Annotated in this window: 14 protein-coding genes; 9 read left to right on the top strand and 5 right to left on the bottom strand. The window is 74.5% G+C overall.

Annotation, left to right across the window (positions count from 1 at the left end; all coding sequences use genetic code 11):
* Positions 1 to 16: 16 nt before the first annotated feature.
* Positions 17 to 622 (bottom strand): Rv0361 family membrane protein, encoded by a 606-nt coding sequence (locus Q2K16_RS18160; RefSeq protein WP_302738769.1) that lies wholly within the window; start codon positions 620 to 622, stop codon positions 17 to 19.
* Between the two features lie 328 nt (positions 623 to 950).
* Here Q2K16_RS18160 and Q2K16_RS18155 point away from each other — a divergent pair, with 328 nt between their 5' ends.
* The 7 genes from Q2K16_RS18155 to Q2K16_RS18125 all read left to right on the top strand — a co-directional run bounded on the left by Q2K16_RS18155 (position 951) and on the right by Q2K16_RS18125 (position 8,877).
* Entirely contained in the window at positions 951 to 1,436 is a 486-nt protein-coding gene (locus Q2K16_RS18155; RefSeq protein WP_302738768.1) for a hypothetical protein, read from the top strand.
* A gap of 45 nt (positions 1,437 to 1,481) precedes the next feature.
* Positions 1,482 to 1,637 (top strand): Sp36 family protein, encoded by a 156-nt coding sequence (gene sp36 / locus Q2K16_RS18150; RefSeq protein WP_088643831.1) that lies wholly within the window; start codon positions 1,482 to 1,484, stop codon positions 1,635 to 1,637.
* Between the two features lie 12 nt (positions 1,638 to 1,649).
* On the top strand, positions 1,650 to 2,111 hold the full coding sequence (locus Q2K16_RS18145; RefSeq protein WP_302738767.1) for a RidA family protein: 462 nt from the start codon (positions 1,650 to 1,652) through the stop codon (positions 2,109 to 2,111).
* 123 nt (positions 2,112 to 2,234) lie between these two features.
* The gene (locus Q2K16_RS18140) at positions 2,235 to 3,035 is read left to right on the top strand and encodes an MBL fold metallo-hydrolase (RefSeq protein WP_302738766.1); all 801 of its coding nucleotides are present in this window, start codon (positions 2,235 to 2,237) and stop codon (positions 3,033 to 3,035) included.
* The gene (locus tag Q2K16_RS18135) at positions 3,032 to 6,607 is read left to right on the top strand and encodes an adenylate/guanylate cyclase domain-containing protein (RefSeq protein ID WP_302738765.1); all 3,576 of its coding nucleotides are present in this window, start codon (positions 3,032 to 3,034) and stop codon (positions 6,605 to 6,607) included. Before Q2K16_RS18140 ends, Q2K16_RS18135 begins: the two co-directional genes overlap by 4 nt.
* A gap of 164 nt (positions 6,608 to 6,771) precedes the next feature.
* Entirely contained in the window at positions 6,772 to 7,290 is a 519-nt protein-coding gene (locus Q2K16_RS18130) for a hypothetical protein (protein WP_302738764.1), read from the top strand.
* A 30-nt stretch (positions 7,291 to 7,320) separates the two neighbouring features.
* On the top strand, positions 7,321 to 8,877 hold the full coding sequence (locus Q2K16_RS18125; RefSeq protein ID WP_302738763.1) for a serine/threonine-protein kinase: 1,557 nt from the start codon (positions 7,321 to 7,323) through the stop codon (positions 8,875 to 8,877).
* Here Q2K16_RS18125 and Q2K16_RS18120 read toward each other — a convergent pair.
* Positions 8,864 to 9,190 (bottom strand): hypothetical protein, encoded by a 327-nt coding sequence (locus tag Q2K16_RS18120; RefSeq protein ID WP_302738762.1) that lies wholly within the window; start codon positions 9,188 to 9,190, stop codon positions 8,864 to 8,866. The genes Q2K16_RS18125 and Q2K16_RS18120 overlap by 14 nt on opposite strands.
* A 195-nt stretch (positions 9,191 to 9,385) precedes the next feature.
* On the opposite strand from Q2K16_RS18120, the gene Q2K16_RS18115 reads away from it, so the two are divergent.
* Positions 9,386 to 10,327 (top strand): transporter substrate-binding domain-containing protein, encoded by a 942-nt coding sequence (locus Q2K16_RS18115; RefSeq protein ID WP_302738761.1) that lies wholly within the window; start codon positions 9,386 to 9,388, stop codon positions 10,325 to 10,327.
* Positions 10,324 to 11,364: a hypothetical protein gene (locus Q2K16_RS18110; RefSeq protein WP_302738760.1), complete on the top strand. Its 1,041-nt coding sequence runs from the start codon at positions 10,324 to 10,326 to the stop codon at positions 11,362 to 11,364. The genes Q2K16_RS18115 and Q2K16_RS18110 overlap by 4 nt, the downstream gene beginning before the upstream one ends.
* 18 nt (positions 11,365 to 11,382) lie before the next feature.
* Here Q2K16_RS18110 and Q2K16_RS18105 read toward each other — a convergent pair whose 3' ends face one another.
* From Q2K16_RS18105 to Q2K16_RS18095, 3 genes are all read right to left on the bottom strand, one after another.
* Positions 11,383 to 12,546: an acyl-CoA dehydrogenase family protein gene (locus tag Q2K16_RS18105; protein WP_302738759.1), complete on the bottom strand. Its 1,164-nt coding sequence runs from the start codon at positions 12,544 to 12,546 to the stop codon at positions 11,383 to 11,385.
* Positions 12,543 to 14,552, bottom strand: a complete 2,010-nt coding sequence (locus Q2K16_RS18100; RefSeq protein WP_302746527.1) for an ATP-binding protein — start codon at positions 14,550 to 14,552, stop codon at positions 12,543 to 12,545. The genes Q2K16_RS18105 and Q2K16_RS18100 overlap by 4 nt, the downstream gene beginning before the upstream one ends.
* Before the next feature lie 70 nt (positions 14,553 to 14,622).
* Positions 14,623 to 16,224, bottom strand: a complete 1,602-nt coding sequence (locus tag Q2K16_RS18095) for an acyl-CoA carboxylase subunit beta (RefSeq protein ID WP_302738758.1) — start codon at positions 16,222 to 16,224, stop codon at positions 14,623 to 14,625.
* Positions 16,225 to 16,234: the final 10 nt, after the last annotated feature.

Raw genomic sequence — 16,234 nt, 5'->3', positions numbered from 1 at the left:
TATCCACCCCGCGCGGTCAGCCGACCTCGCAGACCCACCAACCCGTCTTCCGTACGACGGTGAACCGCAACGGCTGCTCGGCGATCTTCTCGTCGGCGGTGGTCATGGTGAGGGTGGTGGAGACGGTGGCCCGGTCACCGTTCTGGCTGTCGACGGTCGGGCTGGACCAGCGGAACCGCGGGTTGATGTAGGTGGTGGCGTACCGCTGCACCTCGGCCACCTTGGCGTTGATCTTCTGCGGGTCGCGCGATTCCGCGCAGACGAAGGCGGCCGCCCTGCCGGCGTCGCGGTCCTGGTAGACGGCGGTGAGGAAGCCGTCCACCGCCACCGTCGGCTCCTTCGCCCCGTCGCCGCCCTCGGTGTCGCGTAGGGTCAGGAAGGCGAGCGTCCCACCGCCGCCGCAGAGCACGACGGCCGCCGCCAGCGCGAGCCAGGCGACCAACGCGCCGCGCCGCCGCGTCGGGGCCGCCGCCCGGTACCCGGGGTGACCCGTCGACGGCGGCGCGCCGACACCGGACGGGGAGACGCCGGAGGCGGTCGTACCGCCCGGCTCTGGTGGGTCCTGCCGTGGCGGTGGCCCGCCTGGCGATCCGCTCGCACCACCGAACGGTGGATGGGTCATGTGGTCCCCCGGGGGATGGGGCGCCGTCGCCGCCCCTGGCGACGACGCGGGTACGGGCGCGGCGGGCGACCCCTGATCGCCCGTCCGAGGCGCAAGGGTAACGGTCGATGGGCGGCGCGTGGCGGACCGCTCACTAGCTGCGGTGGGTCGCGATCACTTTGCAGACCACGCGAGTGTCACATATGTGACTTGATGTGATCAACCGTGCGCGTCCCGTTGTCCCTGCCCCGGGCGGGGTCCTACGTTCGTCCGGATGCGGGGGGAGCGGACCGGGTCGGCGCCCGGTCCGGACGGCGGTCATTCATGGTACGAGGCCGGAGGAAGGTACATGCGCGACGCGGAGAACATCGCCCGGGCCCACTTCTCATCACCAGGAGACCGGGGGAGGCGGGGAGGTTCGGCCGGCGAGGCGGACGCCCCGGGCATGGGGCTGCCGATGAACGAGCGGTCCTACCGCCGCTGCGCCGAGCCGACCGAGGCGCTGCGGATGCTCGGCCGCCCCGGTGACCGCACCCGGGACGACGAGGAGCCCGGCTACGTCATCCACCTGCCGATCCGGGTGGCCGACCTGGCGGCGGCGACCGCGCTGGCCGGCACCGTCGCCACCTCGCTGGGCTTCCTCGTCGAACTCGACGCCGGCGAGACCACCGTCTCCACCGCCGACGACCAGAACAACAGGCACCGGGTCTTCTGCGACCTGCTGCTGCCCGACCGGTCCCGCTGCCCCCAGCCGTACGACCACACCGGGCAGTGCGGCGAACTGCCCACCGCCCCCGAGCAGCGCCCCGCGCCCCGGCCGTCACCCGGACCGTAGGCTGTCGGCGACACAGTCCACGCCAGGCAAGGGAGCCTTCCACCGATGCAGAAGTGGGAATACGCCACGGTCCCGCTGCTGGTCCACGCGACCAAGCAGATCCTCGACAACTGGGGCGAGGACGGTTGGGAACTCGTCGCCGTGATCCCCGGCCCGAACCCGGACCAGTTGGTCGCGTACCTCAAGCGTCCCAAGGGCTGAAGGGGTCCGACGATGAGCAACGGACCCCACGCGAAGCTGGCCGAACTCGGCCTGGCCCTGCCCGACGTGGTGCCGCCGGTGGCCAGCTACGTGCCGGCCGTGCAGTCCGGTCAGCACGTCTACGTCTCCGGTCAACTGCCGGTGGCCGAGGGGAAGCTGCTCGCCACCGGCCAGGTCGGCGCGGGTGTCTCGCCCGAGCAGGCCAAGGACCTCGCCGAGCGGTGCGCGTTGAACGCCCTCGCCGCCGTCGACTCGCTGGTCGGCCTGGAGAACATCGTCAAGATCGTGAAGCTGACCGGCTTCGTGGCCTCCGCACCGGGCTTCCACGGCCAGCCGGCCGTGATCAACGGGGCCTCCGACCTGCTCGGCGCGATCTTCGGGGAGGCCGGCCGCCACGCCCGCTCGGCCGTCGGGGTGGCCGAGCTGCCGCTGGACGCCCCGGTCGAGATCGAACTGATCGTCGAGGTGGCCTGACCCCACCGCCACTCCCCGCGAGGTGACCCGGCCGGTCGGTCGAAAGCCGTGAAGGACCACAAACCAGTGGGCCGGTTCGGCAAGATCGCGGGGAGTGGCGCACAGGGTCGTACGATCGCAGCCATGACCGGGCATGTGACGGCACCGCCGGCCGCGCTGGCCGACCGGCTGCCGCAGTGGGTGACGTTGCTGCGTGCCCCCAACCCGGGGCCGATGACCCTGGAGGGCACCAACACCTGGCTGCTGCGTGCCCCCGACGCGGCACGGGCGATCGTCGTCGACCCCGGCCCGGCCGACGAGGGGCACCTCGCCGCCGTGGCCGCGTCCGGGCCGGTCGGGCTCGTGCTGATCACCCACGGGCACCCCGACCACACCGAGGGCGCGCCCCGGCTGAGCGACCTGCTCGGCGGGGTCCCCGTGCTCGCCGTCGACCCGGCACACACCGTCGGCGGGGACCCGCTGACCGGGGCGGCCGGGCAGCTCGACGGGTACGGGCTGGGCGTCGACCTGATCGCCACCCCCGGGCACACCGCCGACTCGGTCTGCCTACTGGTGTCGTACGGCACCGAGCGGGTGGTGCTGACCGGGGACACCATCCTCGGCCGGGGCACCACCGTCGTCGCCCACCCCGACGGCCACCTCGGCGACTACCTGGCCAGCCTGGAGCGGCTGTCGGCGTACCAGGGCATCCCGGCGCTGCCCGGCCACGGCCCGGCGCTCGCCGACTGCGGCGCGGCGGCCGACTTCTACCTCGCCCACCGCCGGGCCCGGCTCGACCAGGTCCGGGCTGCCGTCGACGCGGGCGCGCGCACCGCGCCCGAGGTGGTGGCGACCGTCTACGCCGACGTGGACCGGTCGCTGTGGTGGGCCGCCGAGTGGTCCGTCCGCGCCCAGCTGGAGTACCTGGGAGTGGAGCAGCCGTGACCTGCCCGGTGTGCGGCACGCTCGCCGTCCCGGGCGCGCGGTTCTGCCACAACTGCGGGGCGGCGCTGCCGGCCGCCGCCGGCCTGCCCACCGCCGAACGCCGGGTCGTCACCGTGCTCTTCGGCGACCTGTCCGAGTTCACCTCGTGGTCGGAGGATCTCGACCCGGAACGGGTCGGCGCGGTCACCGACCGGGTGCTCGCCGCGCTCGCCGGCGCGGTGAAGACGTTCGGCGGGCACGTCGACAAGCTCACCGGAGACGGCATCATGGCGGTCTTCGGCGCGCCCGTGGCCCACGAGGACGACGCCGAACGGGCCGTCCGGGCCGCCCTGTCGATGCAGCGGGCCGTGCGCCGGGTGCTCGACGACGAACGCGGCGGCGGCGCACCGCTCGGCCTGCGGGTCGGGCTGAACACCGGGGACGTGATCGCCGGCATCCAGGCCGCCATCGAGTACACGGTCATCGGGGACACGGTGAACACCGCCGCCCGGCTGGCCGACGCCGCCGCCGTCGGCGCGATCTACGCCGGTGCCCGTACCGCGTCGGCCACCCGGCACGTCGCCTCCTGGCGGGTGCTGCGCCCGCTGCGGCTCAAGGGCAAACGCGAGCCGGTCGAGGCGTACGAGCTGCTGGGCCTGCTCGACGCCCCGGGCACCCGGTCGGGGCTCGGCGACGAGGCGCCCTTCGTGGGACGGGAGACCGAGATCGGCCGGGTCGCCGGCCGGCTCGCCGAGGTGATCGACCGGGGCGAGCCCCGGGTGCTGCTGATGACCGCCGAGGCGGGGATCGGCAAGTCCCGGTTCGCCGCCGAGGTGGAACGCCTCGCCGCCGGCTACGACGTCGGCGCGGGCCGGTACGCCGCCCACAGCGGGGCCCGGGTGCTCTCGGTACGCTGCGCCGCCTTCGGCGAGCGACGCCGGCTGGCCCCGCTGGCCGACCTGGTCCGGGCCGCCGTCGGCCTGCCCAGCGACACCTCCACCGCGCTCACCCGGCCGGCCGTGGAGGAACGGCTGCGCCGGCTCGCCCAGCGGCTCGGCCGGCTGCGCGCCGACGCGCCACCGCTCGCCGGTGACCAGCTCCTGGCCCTGCTCGGGTACGCCGAACTGCCCGCCGGCAGCCCCGGTGACCAGGGCGGCTGGGGGGCCACCCCGCCGACCGCCGACGCCGAGGCGGTGCCGGTCGCGGTGGCCGGGCTGCTCAGCGCCCTGGCCGCCGAGGCGCCGCTGGTGATCGTGGTCGACGACCTGCACGACGCCACCGGCGAGACGATCGCCGCCCTCGGCGCGACGCTGTCCCGGCTCACCGGCCCGGTCCTGGTGATGCTGCTGGGCCGCCCGGAGCTGGTCCGGACCGCCGGGGCGTTGACCTGGATCGCCGACGCCGAGGTGCAACCGCTGCCGCCGCTGCGTGGTGCGGACGCCTCCCGCCTGCTCACCAGCTATCTCAACGGCGGCAGGCTGCCCCAGGCCGACGCCGACCGGCTGCTCGCCACGGCCCAGGGCAACGCCTTCTACCTGGCCGAACTGGTCACCCTGCTGCGGGAACGGGGGGCGTTGACCGCCGGCCCCGACGGCGGCTGGCGGCTGGTGCCCGGATCGCTGGGCAGCCGGCTGCTCTCCCGGGACCTCGCCGCCGTGCTCGCCGCCCGCATCGACGCGCTCCCGCCGGAGGCCCGGTCGGTGCTGCGCGACGCCGCCGTGGTCGGCGACGTGGTGCCCACCGGAGCGTTGGAGGCGCTGCGCGAGCAGCGGTCCGGGCCGGCCGGCCGGCCCGGTGCGGTGGCCGCCGTCGAGCTGGAACGGGCCGTGGAGGAGCTGCTGCAACGCCGGATGCTGCACCGCACCCGCAGCGGTTTCGCGTTCGCCACCCCGCTGATGCGGGAGGCCGCCTACGCCGGGGTGAGCAAGGCCGAACTCGCCGAACGGCACGCCGCGCTGGCCCGCTGGGCGACAGGCGTCCCCGGCGCGTCGGTCGCCCCGCCTGGCGGGTTCACCGACGCGGCCCGGGACGACTTCGTGGCCGAGCAGGTCGAGCGGGCCGCCGTCCTCGCCGACGCGGTGAAGCTCCGCCCGGACTCGCCGGCCCGGACGGTCGCCGGGCTCGGGGTGGCCGCGCTGGGCCGGGCCGCCCGCCGGGCGTTGCAGGCCGGTGAGCCGGCGCTTGCCGTCGAGTACGCCGAACGCGCCGCCGACCTGGCCCGCGACGGGCTGCCCCCGGCCGACCGGGTGGTGCACGCGCGGGCGTTGCTCCAGGTCGGCCGGGTCGGTGACGCGCTCTCCTTCGCCGAGAAGATCGCCGCCAACGCCGGTGACGACGCCGGCACCCGGGCCAGCGCCCTGCTGCTCGCCGGCCAGGCCCACCAGACGCAGGGCGACCAGGCCCGCGCGGTGGCCTGCTGGCAGGAGGCGTTGCAGGTGGCCACCGCCGGGGAGGTCACCAACCTGCGGGCGTCGGCGATGCGCCGGCTCGGAATGGCCGACTTCGTCGCCGGTCGGCTCGGGCAGGCGAGCAGCCGGCTCGCCGCCTCCTACCAGATCAGCCTCGCCGCGAAGGACCCGCGCGGGCAGGCGTGGGCGTTGCAGAACCTCGCCTGGGTCACCACCACCCGGGGGGACTTCGCCGGCACCGACGCGGTGCTCGGCCGGGCCGCCCGGCTCTTCGCCGAGCTGAAAGACCCGTACGGGCGGGCCTGGCTGCGCGGCACCACCGCCTTCGCCCGGCTGCTGGCCGGCCGGCTGGGGGAGGCCTGCCGGCTGGCCGGGATCTTCCTGCCGTTCGGGGAACGCGTCGGCGAGGCGTGGGCGGTGGGCACGCTGCGCGCGGTGGAGGCGTTCGCCGGGGCGGAGCTGGGCGAGGTGGCCGAGGCGGACCGGGCGGCCCGCCGGGCGTACCGGGACTTCGCCGCCGTCTCCGACGACTGGGGGCGCGGGTTCGCCCTGGTCGTCCGGGGGGTGGTGGCGCGGGGGCTGGGCGAGCCGGAGCACGCCGCCGACCTGTTCACCGACGCCCTCGCGTACGCCGGGCGGACCTCGCACCCGCTGCTGACCGGGATGGCCGGCACGCTGCGCGGCTTCGTGGCGCTGGACATGGGCGACTGCGAGACCGCCGAGCGGGACGCCCGTGCGGTGCTGACCGCCGTGGAACCGCACAACCCGCAGGCCCCGGCGCAGGCCGCCCCCCGGGTGCTGCTCGCCACCGCCCGGCTCGCCGCCGGTGACCCGGCCACCGCGGTCGGGCTGCTCGCCCCGGTGGCGACGACCGCCGCGAAGACGCCGACCCTGCTGTTCTCCCGCCGGCAGACCCTCGCCCGGTACGCTTCCGCGCTGCTCGCCCACGGCCAGACGGAGCAGGCGTTGGACTGGGCCCGACGGGCGGTCGCCGCCCCGGCGGAGGACGTCCGCAGCCAGGTGATCGGTGCCGGGGTGCTGGCCGAGGCGTTGGCGGCGTGTGGCCTGCCGGCCGAGGCGCTGGCCAGCGCGCAGGAGGCGGTGCGGCTGGCCTACGCCACCGAGCAGCGCAGCGAACGGGCCAGCGCCGACGCCCTGGCGGCCCGGCTGGCCGACGGGGTCTGACCGGGGCGGTCGGCGGGTGCCGGCGGTGGTCCCACGGCCCCGATCGCCGGCGGACGGTAGGTCTGTCGGTTCCGGGGATGTGCGCCCGTCGGCCGGGGCGGTTAGCGTGTCACTTCACGCGACCGCCCCTCGGTGCCGGTCGCGCCGTCGGGTGGGGGGGCAGGATGAGGTTGCCGCGTTCGGGCGCCGGTTGGACGATCGCGGTCTTCGGGGGGCTGGCGGTGCTGCTCGGCGCGCTCGGGCTGGTGTGGCCGGAGGCGCAGCTGCGGATGCTCGGCTTCGAGGTGCCGACGACCCGGGCGCCCGGCGACTACACCGGCACGTTCCTCACCGCGTCCTCGATGGCCTCGTTCAACATGGGCGTCTACTACCTGCTGGCGGTGGCGACCGAGTGGCGGGCGTTCTACCGGTTCACGGTGGTCTTCCGGTTGGTCACCTTCACCGTCTTCACGCTGACCGTGCTGGCCGACGTGGCGCCGGACCGGTTCCTCGGGGTGGCGCTCTGGGAGGGGGCGGGTGCGGTGGCGACGGCGGTCGGCCTGCGCTGGGACGCCCGTCGATCCACAGATCAGGGCGGTAGCGCTCCCATCTCGAAACCGTCCCAGGTCAGCGGCGTCTCCGGGGATGCGACGGGCCGGTCGGCGGCTGCCGGTCCGGCCGCCGCAGCCGGTACGGACCGCTGAGCGCCCCGGCGGAACGGGTATTTTCGAGCCGTGACCGAGACCCCGCCCGGCGCCCTCCGGCTGCCCAATGTGCCCGGTCTGACCGACTTGCAGGTCTTTGCCCGGGGTGGCTACGCCACCGTCTACCGGGCCACCCAGATCTCCGTCGGTCGGGAGGTCGCCGTCAAGGTGGAGAACCGCACCCTGGACAACGAACGCGACCAGGCCCGCTTCCTGCGGGAGGCGCGGGCGGCCGGGCGGATGTCCTCGCACCCGCACGTGGTGGACCTGTTCGACGTCGGGGTGACCGTCGACCGGCACCCCTACCTGATCATGGAGTTGTGCGACGGGTCGTACGCCGAACGGATGCGGACCTCGCCGCTCGACGCGTCCGAGACCCGTGACCTCGGCATCAAGATCGCCGACGCGCTGGCCCACTCGCACGCGGCCGGGGTGCTGCACCGCGACGTCAAGCCCGCCAACATCCTGCACTCGCACTTCAACTCGGCGGTGCTCGCCGACTTCGGGCTGGCCGTGCTGGCCGAGGCGCGGGACGCCTCGGTCACCCTGGAGGTGCTCACCCCGGCCTACGCCCCGCCGGAGATGTTCAACCACAGCCCGCCGTCACCTGCCGTCGACGTGTACGCCCTCTGCGCCACCCTCTACGCGGTGATGACCGGACGCCCCCCGCGCTGGCAGTCCGAGCGCAACCCGAGCCTGGTCACCGTCCTGGAACTGTTCCACCACCCGATCCCCGACCTGCCGGGAGTGCCCACCGAACTGGTCGACGTGCTGCGCGCCGGGATGTCCAACGACCCCGACGCCCGCCCCTCCGCCCTCGAACTGCGCGACCTGCTCACCGCGCTGCCCGTCGACCCGGCCCCTGCCCCGGTCAGCGGCGCCCCGGTCTCCGGCGGGCCGTCCGGTGGCACCGGCGGCGGTGGGCCGTACACCCTTGGGTGGACCACCAGCCAACCCGGACGGATCACCGGGCAGCCCGCCCCCCGCCCCCCGGCCCAGGACGACCACCCGACCGTGCCGCACGGGACCCGTCGGCGGCGACGCTGGTTCTTCGGCGGGGCCGGGGTGCTCGCCCTGGCCGCCTCGGCGAGCGCCGGAGCGTGGGTCGCCGGTGGCACGCCGCCGCTGGCCGGCCCGACCGCCGCCCCGTCGACAGTCGGCTCGTCCAGCCCGGCCGCCCGCTGGGGCACCCTGCCCGGCTGTGCCGCCGACGGCACCGCCGCGGTCCTGCCCCCTGGTGCCCGGTGCGCTCCCGTGCTGGAGTGCTTCGGCCCCGTCCGGCTGCGCGCCGACCGGGCCGAGGCCACCCAGGTCTCCTGCGAGGGGCGGCACACCTGGGAGACGTACGTGGAGGGACAGTTGCCGGCCGCGCTGGCCGCCGCCGGGCACGCCACGATCAGCGCCGACCCGACCGTCCGGTCGGTGTGCAACGCGCGGACGTTCCGGCTGACCAGCGGGATCGACTACACCAACGGCTGGCGGCTCGAAGTGCTGCCGCCCGGCGAGAAGGACCTCGACCGCACCTACCGCTGCCTCGCGGGGCGGGGCGTGAACGCCCTGGTCGCCCCCACCCTCACTGGTCGCTGACCTCGCGCATCCGGTGCAGCCGGCTCAACACCGCCGCGCTGTCCAACGCTTCCAGGGTGTCGGCGTCGAGGAACGAGCCGGCCTCCGGCAGCCCCGGGGCGGCCGCCGCGACCGGGGGCTCCCGGTCGTCGCGCTCGCGCAGGGCGGCCAGCGCGGTGCCGGTCACCGTCGCGAAGAGGACACCGAGCAGCGCCAACCCCACCGTCATGATGCCGGCGGGATGCCGGAAGACCAGCGCCACCACCACCGCGCCGGTCGCCAGCGCCGCGACCACCGCCACGGTCCGCGCGTCAGGCCTCAGGAATCGCCTCACCCGACAAGCATGACCTGTTCGGGCGTGCTGTCAAACCGTACGGCCCGACGCGGTCGACCGTTCTGCCTGGAGTGACGGGCGTCGAGATGTCGCCCTCCCGTCCCCGCCGGGACTGCCGGCCGGGCGACGCGACGGAGATGGACCGGAGCCGCTACCCTCGGTGTCCCCCAGGCTGTCCGTCAGCGAGGTGCGCCGATGAACCACATCCACGCCCGCCACCGGGTCCGGTCGGTCGCCACCACCCTGGCGGTGGCCCTGACCCTCACCCTGGCCGCCGCCGCCGGCTGCGACAACCGGCGTGAACCCTCGCTGCCCTCGGTCCGCGACAAGCTGCGCGAGTCGCACATCGACGGCCAGTCGAAGATCAAGATCGGGGTGGCCACCACCGAGCCGCTCATGGGCGAGCTGCGCAACGGCGCACACGTCGGCTTCGACGTGGAGATCGCCCGCTACGTCGCCTCCTACCTCGGCTACGAGGGCGACCAGCGCATCGAGTGGGTGTCGGTGACCACCGAGGACCGCATCCCCGCCCTCCAGGGTGGCGTGGTCGACCTGGTGGTCTCCAGCTTCTCCATCACCGAGGAACGGGAGAAGCTGGTCAGCTTCGCCGGGCCGTACTTCGTCACCACCCAGGAGGTGATGGTGCCGACCCGGCTCAAGGACAAGATCCGCACCATCGAGGACCTCCGTGAACCGACGTACAAGGTGTGCACCAGCGGCGGCTCCACCACCGAGGCCGAGCTGGCCAAGCACGACGTCAAGGCGCTGGTGGTCAAGGAGGTCGGTGACTGCGTCCGGGGCATCCGGGAGGGCCGCTACGACGCGGTCAGCTCCGACGAGACGATCCTCGCCGGGTTCCTCTCCCTCTACCCGACCGAGTTCGAGATCGTCGACATGCCCTTCGGCACCAGCGAGCTGCTCGGCATCGGGGTGCCGATCGGCGACCCCGCCCTGCGTGACCTGGTCGCCTTCGCCCTCCAGAAGAGCTACCTTCAGGGCCGCAGCGGGATCAGCAGTCCGTGGCTCACCGCCTACAACCGAACCCTCGGGCCGTGGCTCAAGGCCGAGAAGGCACAACCACAGCCGCTGAACGTGCCGGAACTGGTCGACTTCGACGACAAGGCGCCGACCCGGTGACCGCCCCGGCCGTACCGCGGGATCCGGGCGCCACCACCGTCGGAGTGCGCGACGGCTGGGACCCGGCGGTGGAGCGGCGGGCGCGGGCCAGCCAGTCGTTCTGGACGGCCGTGGTGGGGGTGCCCGCCGTCTTCTCCGTGCTGCGCCTCGGCGTCGAGGCGGGCGGTGAACTCCAGACCACGCTGCTGCTGGTGGCGAACGTCGGGCCGGTGAACCTGCTCGCCGGCTTCCTCACCACCGCCGCCCGGCTGCTCTCCACCGGCATGGTCGCGGTCTTCGCCCTCGGCGCGGTGCTCCGGGTCAGCGTCGAACGGATGCCGCCCACCGTCCGTCGCCCGCTCTTCGTCCGCTGGGCGGACCTCACCCCGGCCTGGTTCGTGCTGGCCAGCTTCCTCACCGCCCTGGTCACCTGGCAACTGCTCTACCTGCCGCTGCTGCTGCCGGCGTTCGTGGCCGCCTTCCAGCTCACCCCGGCCCGCCTGCACGAGCACGTCGTGCCCCGGACGCTGCTCGTGGTGGCGCTGCTCGGCGGATACGGGTGGCTGCTCGCCCCCACCCTGGTCGACGCGTGGCAGCAACGGGAACTGCTCGCCCTGGCGCTGCTCGTCGCCCCGCCGCTGCTCGCCCTCGCGGTCACCGGCCCGCTGCCCGGGGCGGTGATCCGGCCGCTCGCCTCGGTCACCGAGGCGGCGGTGCTGGCCATGCTGGTCTGGGCGGCGCTGCCGGTGATCACCACACCGGTGCTGCCGCTCACCGTGACCACAGTGGAGACCACCCCCGGCGTCACCGAGGACGTCCGGGGGCACGTGGTCACCGTGGACGACGTCAACATGGTGCTGCTCCAGGAACGCGGCGGCGTCCGGTACGTGCCGGTGGACGACGTCCGTGCCCAGGTGCTCTGCCCCAGCGAGGAGGAACTGCCCCGGCACCGGCTGCGCATCCGTGACTACCACGTGGAGGACTCGCTGCTGGAGGGGCTGGGCCGGCGGGTGCGCCCGGTGCACCGTACCGACGCGGCCTGCCGTGCCGTGCCGTGACGCGGTCGACCCGACGGATCAGTAGGACTTCTCCTGGCCCAGCACGTGCTGGGCGACGAAGTTGAGGATCATCTCCCGGCTTACCGGGGCGATCCGACCGGCCCGCACCGCGCCGAGCAGCGTGGCCACGCCGTACTCGGTGGTCATGCCGGCCCCGCCGAGGGCCTGCACGGCGGTGTCCACGGCCAGCGCGGCGGCCTCCCCGGCCGCGTACTTGGCCATGTTGCCGGAGACGCCGGCCTCCAGGTCGCGGCCCGCGTCGTACAGGGTGGCCGCCTTGTGGATCATCAGTCGGGCGAGTTCCACCTGTACCGCCGCGTGCGCCAACGGGTGCGCCACACCCTGGTGCGCGCCGATGCTGCGCCCACCCCAGACCCTGCGGGTGGCGGTGTAGTCGGTGGCCCGCTCGATGGCGTACCGGCCGGTGCCGACGCCCATCGCGGCGACCGTGATCCGCTCCGGGTTCAGCCCGGCGAACAACGCCGGCAGGCCGGCGTCCAGCGACCCGCCGACCAGCGCGTCGGCGGGCAGCCGGACGTCGTCCAGGTAGAGCAGGAACTGGTTCTCCGGGGAGACGATCTCCATGTCCAGTGTGGACCTGGTCAACCCGGCCGCGTCGGTCGGCACCACGAACAGCGCGGGCTTCAGCTTCCCGGTCGTCGCGTCCTCGGTGCGGGCCACCACCAGGACGTACTGCGCCTCGTCCACGCCGGAGATGTAGCACTTGCGGCCGGAGAGCAGCCAGTCGTCGCCGTCGCGGCGGGCCACCGTGCCGAGCCGGTGGAAGTTCGACCCGGCCTCCGGCTCGGTGATCGCGAAGACCACCTTCAGCGAGCCGTCGGCGAACCCGGGCAGGAACCGCTTGCGCTGCTCCTCGGTGCCGTGCCTGTTGATCACCGTGGCGGCGATGGCCGGCGACACCACCAGCAGCAGCAACGGGCAGCCGGCGGCGGCCAGCTCCTCGCAGACGATGGCCAGCTCGGTGAGGCCGCCACCGCCGCCGCCGTACTCGGTGGGGACGTTGACACCCAGGTAGCCGAGCCGGCCGGCCTCGTCCCACAGCTCGGTGGTGTGCCCACCCGACTTCGCCTTCTCGACGAAGTAGGGGTGGCCGTACCGGCGGCCCAGCGCGCGGACGGCGTCGCGGAGTTGATCCTGCTCGGGGGTGAGGTCGAAGTTCATCGGGGTGCCTCCTCGGGGTCGACCACGGCCAGCACCGCACCCGTCTCGACCTGCCCGCCGGCGGGCACCGGCAGGTCGGCGACCACGCCGTCGGTCGGGGCGAGCACGGGATGCTCCAGTTTCATCGCCTCCAGGGTCAGCAGCAGGTCCCCGGCGGCGACCCGCTGACCGGCCCCGACGTGCACCCGGGTCACCGTGCCGGGCAGCGGCGCGAGCAGCGACCCGACCGCCGGCGCCGCGCGGGACAGCGGGAAGCGGGGCAGCTCGGTCAGCTCCGCCGCCCCGTCCGGGCCGTCCACGAAGACCGCCGACCCCGCCCGGTGTACGCGGAACGCCCGCCGCACCCCTGCCACGTCGAGCAGCACCCGGTCCGGTGCCGCCGACACCAGCGCCACGACCGGCGGCGCGCCCGGTGCGTCGGCCGTCTCCGGGCCGGCGACGGCCGGATCGGTGGACCAGTAGGCGAGCGCGCCGGACCGGTCCAGCCGGTAGCGCACCTCGATCTCGTCCCCGGTCGTCGTGGCGTACCTGACGACCTGGGGGAGGGCCGGCACGTTCCGCCAACCCGACGGGAGGCCGGCGAGCACCCGGGCGGCGGCCCGACGCGCGGCGGCCCCGGCGAGCGCGGCGGCCAGCGCGGCGAGCGGAAGCCGGTCCGCCGCCAGCAGCGGTGCGAAGACCTCGGGGTGCGCGTCCAGGAACCCGGTGTCCACCTGCGCCGCGCCGAACTCCGCGCTGCGCAGCACCCGGACCAGCAGGTCCCGGTTGGTGGCCACCCCGTGCAACTCGGCGCGGGCCAGCGCCCCGGCGAGCGACCGGGCCGCCTCGGCCCGGGTCGGCGCCCAGGCGACCAGCTTGGCGAGCATCGAGTCGTAGTGGACGCCCACCGTCGACCCGGTGTCCACCCCCGAGTCGAGCCGCAGGCCCCGGGTCGGAGTGAACCCGCCGACCACCCCGGGCACCGCGAACCGGTGCAGCGTGCCGGTGGCCGGCCGGAACCCCCGCGTCGGGTCCTCCGCGCAGAGCCGTACCTCGATGGCGTGGCCGTCGGCCGGCGGGGTCGCCGGCACCGGCAGCGCGCCACCCTCGGCGACCAGCAGTTGCAGCCGGACCAGGTCCAGCCCGGTGACCGCCTCGGTGACCGGGTGCTCCACCTGGAGCCGGGTGTTCATCTCCAGGAAGAAGAACTCGCCGGTCGGGGCGAGCAGGAACTCCACAGTCCCCGCCCCGACGTAGTCGACCGCCCGTCCGGCGGCGACCGCCGCCGCGTGCAGCCGCTCCCGGACCCCGTCGGGCAGTACCGCCGGGGCCTCCTCGACGATCTTCTGGTGCCGCCGCTGGATCGAGCAGTCCCGCTCACCGAGGGCCACGACCGTACCGTGGGTGTCGCCGAAGATCTGCACCTCGACGTGCCGGCCGCGTTCGACGTACCGCTCGACGAAGACCGTGCCGTCGCCGAACGCGGCGGCGGCCTCGCGGCGCGCCGAGTCGACGGCCGCCGGCAGGTCGGCCGGGTCGCGGACGATGCGCATCCCCCGGCCGCCGCCCCCGGCGGACGCCTTGACCAGCACCGGGAAGTCGGTGACCGCGTCGCCGTCGGTCCAGGTCGGCAGCATCGGCACGCCCGCCCCGGCGAGCAGCTCCTTCGCCGCGATCTTGTCGCCCATCGCCGCGATCGCCCCGGCCGGCGGACCGACCCAGGTCAGGCCCGCGTCGGTCACCGCCGCCGCGAACCCGGCGTGCTCGGCGAGGAACCCGTAACCCGGGTGTACGGCGTCCGCGCCGGTGCGCCGGGCCGCGTCCAGGATCGACCCGACCCGCAGGTACGTCTCGACGGGCGTGTTCCCCGGCAGCCGGACCGCCTCGTCGGCCTCGGCCACGTACGGCGCGTCGGCGTCGGCGTCGGAGTGCACGGCGACAGTCGCCACACCGAGCGCCCGACAGGTGGCGAAGACCCGCCTGGCGATCTCCCCCCGGTTGGCCACCAGCAGTTTCCGCACAACCATGCTCACGCCCTCTCGCTGGTGTTCGCGACTGCGGGACTCCGCTGCGCTGCGTTCCTCGCGCTCACGGGCCCTACATCCGGAAGACGCCGAAGCCGTCGGCGCCCTTCACCGGTGCGTTGTGGATCGCCGACAGGCAGAGCCCGAGGACGGTACGGGTGTCCCGGGGATCGATCACCCCGTCGTCGTAGAGTCGGCCGGACAGGAACAGCGCCCCCGACTGCGACTCGATCTGCTGCTCGACCATCATCCGCATCGCCGCGTCCGAGTCCTCGTCGTAGTCCCGGCCCCGGGCGGCGGCGGCCTGCCGGGCGACGATCGACAGCACCCCGGCCAACTGCGCCGGACCCATCACCGCCGACTTCGCGTTCGGCCAGGTGAACAGGAATCTCGGCTCGTACGCCCGGCCGCACATCCCGTAGTTGCCGGCACCGTACGAGGCACCCAGGTTGACCGTCAGGTGTGGCACCGTCGAATTCGCCACCGCGTTGATCATCAGGGCGCCGTGCTTGATGATGCCGCGCTGCTCGTACTCGGTGCCGACCATGTAGCCGGTGGTGTTCTGGAGGAAGAGCAGCGGGGTGTCGGCGGCGTTGGCGAGCTGGATGAACTGGGCCGCCTTCTGCGCCTCCGCGCTGAACAGCACCCCCCGCGCGTTCGCCAGCACCCCCACCGGGTAGCCGTGCAGCTCGCCCCAACCGGTGACCAGCGCGGTGCCGAACGCCGGCTTGAACTCGTCGAACTCGCTGCCGTCGAGCAGCCGGGCCAGCACCTCACGCGGGTCGAACGGCACCTTCAGGTCGGCGCTGACGATGCCGAGCAACTCCTCCGGGTCGTACCTCGGCGGGCGCGGGGCCGGATCGCGTGGCGGCGGACCCTGCTTGCGCCAGTTGAACCGGCGTACGCACCGCCGGGCCAGCCGGATGCCGTCCCGCTCGTCCTCGGCGAGCTGGTCGGCGAGGCCGGACGTGCCGGCGTGCATCGCCGCGCCGCCGAGCGACTCGTCGTCGGTGACCTCGCCGGTGGCCATCCTCACCAGCGGCGGCCCGGCCAGGTAGACCTGCGACCGGTCCCGGATCATGATGACGTGGTCGGACATCCCCGGCACGTACGCGCCACCGGCGGTGGCGTTGCCGAAGACCACGCTGACCGTGGGGATGCCGGCGGCGGAGAGCCGGGTCAGGTCACGGAACACCCGGCCGCCCGGAATGAAGATCTCCGCCTGGGTGGGCAGGTCCGCCCCGGCGCTCTCCACCAGGTTCACCATCGGCAGCCGGTTGGCCAGGGCGATCTCGCCGGCCCGCCGGGTCTTCGCCAGCGACCACGGATTCACCGCGCCACCGCGTACCGTCGGATCGTTGGCGACGACCAGGCACTCGACGCCCTCCACCACGCCGATGCCGGTGACCACGCTCGCCCCGACCGGGAAGTCGGTGCCGTACGCGGCGACCGGCGACAACTCCAGGAACGGGCTGTCCCGGTCCAGCAGCAGCTCGATCCGCTCCCGGGGCAGCAGCCTGCCGCGCCCGTGGTGCCGGGCGACGTACTTCTCGCCACCGCCGGCCCGTGCCCGGTCGAGCGCGGCGTCCAACTCGGCGAGACGCTCCCGCAGCGCCTCCCGGTTCGCCACGAAGGCCGGCGCGGCCGGATCGACCGTACTCTCCAGTGTGGTCATGAACTCTCCC

Origin of the sequence: Micromonospora cynarisoli, assembly GCF_030518815.1 — a bacterium.
GTDB lineage: Bacteria > Actinomycetota > Actinomycetes > Mycobacteriales > Micromonosporaceae > Micromonospora > Micromonospora wenchangensis.
This window is presented reverse-complemented; position numbering and strand designations above follow the sequence as displayed.

Bases quoted from the DNA above. Each gene is read 5' to 3' on its own strand.
- Q2K16_RS18105 (WP_302738759.1), bottom strand. From the start codon at position 12,546: ATGAACTTCGACCTCACCCCCGAGCAGGATCAACTCCGCGACGCCGTC.
- Q2K16_RS18115 (WP_302738761.1), top strand. From the start codon at position 9,386: ATGAACCACATCCACGCCCGCCACCGGGTCCGGTCGGTCGCCACCACC.
- Q2K16_RS18160 (WP_302738769.1), bottom strand. From the start codon at position 622: ATGACCCATCCACCGTTCGGTGGTGCGAGCGGATCGCCAGGCGGGCCA.
- Q2K16_RS18155 (WP_302738768.1), top strand. From the start codon at position 951: ATGCGCGACGCGGAGAACATCGCCCGGGCCCACTTCTCATCACCAGGA.
- Q2K16_RS18130 (WP_302738764.1), top strand. From the start codon at position 6,772: ATGAGGTTGCCGCGTTCGGGCGCCGGTTGGACGATCGCGGTCTTCGGG.
- Q2K16_RS18095 (WP_302738758.1), bottom strand. From the start codon at position 16,224: ATGACCACACTGGAGAGTACGGTCGATCCGGCCGCGCCGGCCTTCGTG.
- Q2K16_RS18100 (WP_302746527.1), bottom strand. From the start codon at position 14,552: ATGGTTGTGCGGAAACTGCTGGTGGCCAACCGGGGGGAGATCGCCAGG.
- Q2K16_RS18145 (WP_302738767.1), top strand. From the start codon at position 1,650: ATGAGCAACGGACCCCACGCGAAGCTGGCCGAACTCGGCCTGGCCCTG.
- Q2K16_RS18140 (WP_302738766.1), top strand. From the start codon at position 2,235: ATGACCGGGCATGTGACGGCACCGCCGGCCGCGCTGGCCGACCGGCTG.
- sp36 (WP_088643831.1), top strand. From the start codon at position 1,482: ATGCAGAAGTGGGAATACGCCACGGTCCCGCTGCTGGTCCACGCGACC.